The sequence below is a fragment of the Paenibacillus sp. 598K genome, assembly GCF_003851045.1.
Taxonomy (GTDB): domain Bacteria; phylum Bacillota; class Bacilli; order Paenibacillales; family Paenibacillaceae; genus Paenibacillus_D.
The window spans coordinates 1-4,589 of sequence record NZ_BFBX01000145.1 but is presented as its reverse complement, the minus strand read 5'-3'; the positions used below and the strand labels follow the sequence as shown (position 1 = coordinate 4,589).

Genomic DNA, 4,589 nt, shown 5'->3' with positions numbered 1-4,589 from the left:
GTCTGGCACCGCCTCCGTCTGCCGCCGGGCATGGGCCGCGCTCTCGCCCGCCAGCTCGGCGGCGGTGACGATGATGCCGCCGCTGTTGATGGCGTAGTCGGGCGCATACAGGATGCCGCGCGCATGCAACTGCTCCGCCTGGTCAGCGCTAGCGAGCTGGTTGTTGGCGGCGCCGGCGACGATTCGGCACCGCAGCTCCGGCACCGAGCGCTCGCTCAGGATGCCTCCGATCGCGCAGGGGGCGAAGATGTCGCATGCGGTGCGATGGATCTGCTCCACGGGCGCAGCAGCGGCTCCCCAGAGCTGGCGCATCCGCGTCACCCGCCCGGCGTCGAGGTCGGCGACGACGATCCGGGCGCCGGCCTGGGCGAGATAGCCGCACAGGAAGGAGCCGACCTTGCCGAGCCCTTGCACCGCAACCGTGCGGCCCGTCAGGTCGTCCGAGCCGAGCCGCCTCGCCGCCCGGCGCATCGACAGGTAGACGCCATAAGCCGTCATGTCCGCCGTCAGATCGTCTGTCGCGCCGAGCGAGCCGGTCGTATCCGTCACGTAGGCGGTCTCCTGACGTATCGCATCCATATCCGTCGGCAGACTGCCCAGATCGAGACCGGTGATGTACTCGCCCTGCATTCGCTCGATCTGCCGCCCCAGCGCCCGGAACGCCGCCGCCCGCGCGTCGCCGGCAAGCTGCGGCGGCGCGAGTATCACCGCTTTGCCGCCGCCGTAGGGCAGGCCAGCGAGCGCGCATTTCCACGTCATGCTGCTAGCGAGTCGTATCGCGTCCTTCCAGGCCTCCGCGTCGCTGCCATAGGTATGGACCCGGCAGCCGCCGAGCGCCGGCCCTCTCCCGGTGTGGTGCACAGCGATGATCGCTCGCAGGCCGCTTTGCCGTTCATGGACCCAGATCAGCTGCTCCATCGGATCGTCGCTCCATCGCTTGCATTCGCTCATTGTGTCCACCCTCCTTTGCACAGCCATCGGCCGTTATACCTCTATAGGATGCAGTCGTCAGCCGCCATGCGACAAGGCGGATGCCCGGCCGGGAGAAGCGCCGTGTGCGATCGATCGGAATCAGGACGAAAGTTGCATCATTTGTAGCGCAGACTACAGAATTTCGCAGGAGAACATGGTATAGTAGTACCAGAATCAAGTGATAGAAGGAGGTGCAGCCATGTACCCAGCACAACCGCAAATCAAAGATACGAAGAAAGGCAGCGGATTCGGGAAAATCATCCTGAACATCCTCTCCGCCAACGAGCAAGTACGCACTTCGGCTGCAAAATAAGCGACACGGCTCGGGCCTTCGTTGGTGTCCTAAAGACGCTGGCTGGCCCCTTGCCCCTGACGCATGGCGAAGGAGTCGGTCACAATGGACTACTACATCCAGACATGCAGTACAGAGATGTATATGGAACGTTACATGACGCTTGTATTGGAGCATTACGAACAACTGAACCTGCCGTATACATTCCCGGTCGCACTCAGCTTCCTGTCCTCGCCCTTGCTGCTGCATAAGGAAGCGTTCGTATGCTTCGCAGGCGAAGACCAAACTGTAGGCGCTTTCAGTTACATCCGGGGGACGGCGGACGAGCAGTACAAGAACACCCATGTCGCACAGATCCAGATTGCCTTCATCCAGGAGGAGCATCGTTGTGGCCGGTTATTCTATGAAGGACTGCGTTATCTGGCCGAGCACAATGCGATGGAGAAGGAGCCGATTCGGGAATTCCGTTTTTGGGTGCCGTCGCGACTGAACCTGCAACGTCTGCTGGGCAGATTCGCAGCGTTGGCTCACACCTGGGAGACGGAGCATGGGCTGCTCGACGAGTACCATATGTCAGCCGCCAGCCTGGAGAGTTACGTCCATCGTGTCAGACGCACCGTCGCTTCCTAGGGCATTCATTTATGCAGACAATGAGGTGTTTAATGACGATCCGATTCACCTGGTGCCGGAGCGATGCGGATTATGCCCGGTACGTCCTGTATTACATCCGCAACCGACAGCTATTCAGCGACAAGATGAATCTGCTCGATGCGTTGACCGATGTGCTCACCAGCATTCAGGATACGCGCATCCTACTCATCCTCGCGGAGGATGACGTGATTGGCTGGGGTCAGTTCGGCGTGGTCGACGAAGCGTACAGACCGGATGCGGGCGGGACCATCATGTTTATGCATTCGACGATCGTCGATCCCGCTCACCGCAGCAACGGGCTGTTCCTGCGAGGGTTCCGCGAGCTGCTCATCAGTGTGGGGGAAGAGCTGCCGCAGCTGCGCGAGTTCCATTTTTTCGCCCAGCGGGACAACGCGTATCTGAACCGCTTGTACCGCAAGTTCGCCCGCGTCGTGGGACAGCGGGAGGGTATGCACGGGGAAGAGAACATTTACGCGACCGGCATCGACGAATTAAAGCAGTACCTGCGGCTGGCCTGAGGGCCGGTTTTTTGTCGTTTGCGCAGCGGCGAACAAGGGCGGGGATCAGGTCTGACGAGAGCGGTGTATTCCGTCGGGGATAGTGCACGGGTGAGAGGGGGTACTCGGCCTAACTTTTCCGGGCCTTGCTCAAGTGCGCAGCGCGCCTGCTGTCATGATCGTAACGCTCGCCATGAGAGCGTTAGAATCTGGCATGGCCCAGAAGGAATTGCCTAGAAGGTATGGGTGAGGTGGCAGCCTTCCCGTTGGCGCAAGAGCCAAGTCGCGCGCATTAACTGGCCGGGCATCTGGTGGCAGAGAGCGCCTGAGAGCCAAGTAACAAGATTGCGTAACCATGCTTTGGGACCTTTAACAGGAGGAGATTGGTGCGATCAAGGGTTGTAATTAATTTTCCGAGGAGGACAAATGAGGCTGAAGAAATTATTTGTTTTACTTTTACTGATTGTTAGTGTCGGAATGAATATATTTCTTCTTAATTCTATGCAGACTACTCCATCTCTTTCTATAGGTAATGCGGAATTATACCTTGAGGAAATGAACAATATTAAAGTTAACGTCGCAAAGATAGTTCAAGTAGAAGATAGCATTGAATTTGTGGTAGATGTGAATGGATTGAAAGATGACAAGCTGTACACGATTAGTTTGGTTTCAGCACATGAATCCTCTGGCGTTACCTTATCGGAAGGAAATGTTCTCATGAGGGTCGGGGAGGTGGTGAATGAAATGCAATTCATTCCTACCAATACCAGATTAAATTTCTGGACAACGCATCCACGCCGAATTATTAATGATAATGTCATGTATTTCAGAATTGTTGATGAAAGGAATGTCGAAGTTTTTAAGATGGAAATATAAAAGTGTAGTTACCTTTGAACAATGCAAAAGTAATTGGTCGTAACAAGACCCTGTGCTTTTGCTTTTTTTGTGCTGGCAGGGACTCTGCCTGTCGATGTAGAAACAGTATACATCCAATGAACAGGGGGACACATCGTGAGTATCAGAGCGGTAGTAATAGGAAGTCTGAATATGGATTTGACGGTCCGAGTGGACCAGCTGCCGGGTGAAGGCGAGACGCTGATGGCGAGCAGCTCGACTGAGCTGCCAGGGGGCAAAGGCGGCAATCAGGCTGCAGCGATCGGCAAGCTCGGCGTACCGACAGCGATGATCGCCAAGGTCGGCAACGATGCATACGGCGAACGGCTGAAGGGCTCGTTGCAGAGCTGCGGCGTTGACACGTCCGGAGTGCTCGTATCTGAGCATCCGACCGGGATGGCGATGATCACGATCGACCGCGAAGGCCGCAACCATATCGTCGTCATCCCCGGCGCCAATGGCGACTTGACGTGCGAGGATATCGACAGTCAGCGCCACCTGATCGAGCAGGCAGAGGTCGTCGTGCTCCAGCTCGAGATTCCGTACGAGACGGCGGTCTATGCGCTCGCGCTGGCCAAGCGACTGGGCAAGCGGACGGTTCTCAACCCGGCGCCGGCGCGGACGCTCGCGCCAGAGGTGCTGGCTAACGTCGATATGCTCATCCCCAACGAGCATGAGCTGCAGACGATCACCGGGATCGCTCCGGTCAATGAAGAGCGTCTGCTGGAGGCTGCCGGCAAGCTGGCGGAGCAAGGCACGGCGGCGATGATCGTCACGCTGGGATCGGCGGGCTGCGGGCTGGTGCGGAGCGGTAAGCTGCAAATGTTCGAGGCGGTCCGTGTCGCGGCTGCTGATACGACAGCCGCTGGCGACAGCTTCATCGGCGGCTACGTGGCGGAGCTGCTGGAGAGCGGCGATGACGAGCAAGCGATCCGTTATGCGATCGAAGCGGCGGCGGTCACCGTCACCCGCTACGGGGCACAACAGTCGCTTCCGACACGGTCCGAGGTCGAGGCGTTCCACCGGCCGTCCTAGCGTCGAGTTGAGCGGGCCGGCGGCGGGAACGCGGAGCGGCGGTACGGGCGACGCAGGCGCGGGGCACAAGTAGGGTCGCTACCCGTCCCAACGGCCCTGATCTGTGCGAAAAGTCGTTACTACTCAGGTACCCCTGGAAAGGAAAAGTTGTTTGTGCCGATGCGGATGAGGGATTGAAGGATGCCGAGACCTTGTTTGCGTAGCGTGGAGATGACGCCCTGAGCCCGTGCAAATTGCCGTGCGCCTTC

Annotated in this window: 5 protein-coding genes; 4 read left to right on the top strand and 1 reads right to left on the bottom strand. The window is 58.4% G+C overall.

Annotation, left to right across the window (positions count from 1 at the left end):
- The coding region (locus PA598K_RS31375) for a Leu/Phe/Val dehydrogenase (RefSeq protein ID WP_148092015.1) at window positions 1–951 on the bottom strand (951 nt) is incomplete at its 3' end.
- Window positions 952–1,369: 418 nt separating this feature from the next.
- Here PA598K_RS31375 and PA598K_RS31370 point away from each other — a divergent pair.
- The 4 genes from PA598K_RS31370 (at window position 1,370) to rbsK (ending at window position 4,341) form a co-directional block, all read left to right on the top strand.
- The gene (locus PA598K_RS31370; RefSeq protein WP_128660712.1) at window positions 1,370–1,894 is read left to right on the top strand and encodes a hypothetical protein; all 525 of its coding nucleotides are present in this window, start codon (window positions 1,370–1,372) and stop codon (window positions 1,892–1,894) included.
- 32 nt (window positions 1,895–1,926) lie between these two features.
- Entirely contained in the window at window positions 1,927–2,433 is a 507-nt protein-coding gene (locus PA598K_RS31365; RefSeq protein ID WP_128660711.1) for a GNAT family N-acetyltransferase, read from the top strand.
- A 405-nt stretch (window positions 2,434–2,838) separates the two neighbouring features.
- Window positions 2,839–3,288 carry a hypothetical protein gene (locus PA598K_RS31360; protein WP_128660710.1) on the top strand — a complete coding sequence of 150 codons (450 nt, stop codon included), beginning with the start codon at window positions 2,839–2,841 and terminating at the stop codon, window positions 3,286–3,288.
- Window positions 3,289–3,423: 135 nt separating this feature from the next.
- On the top strand, window positions 3,424–4,341 hold the full coding sequence (gene rbsK, locus PA598K_RS31355) for a ribokinase (RefSeq protein WP_221414195.1): 918 nt from the start codon (window positions 3,424–3,426) through the stop codon (window positions 4,339–4,341).
- Window positions 4,342–4,589: the final 248 nt, after the last annotated feature.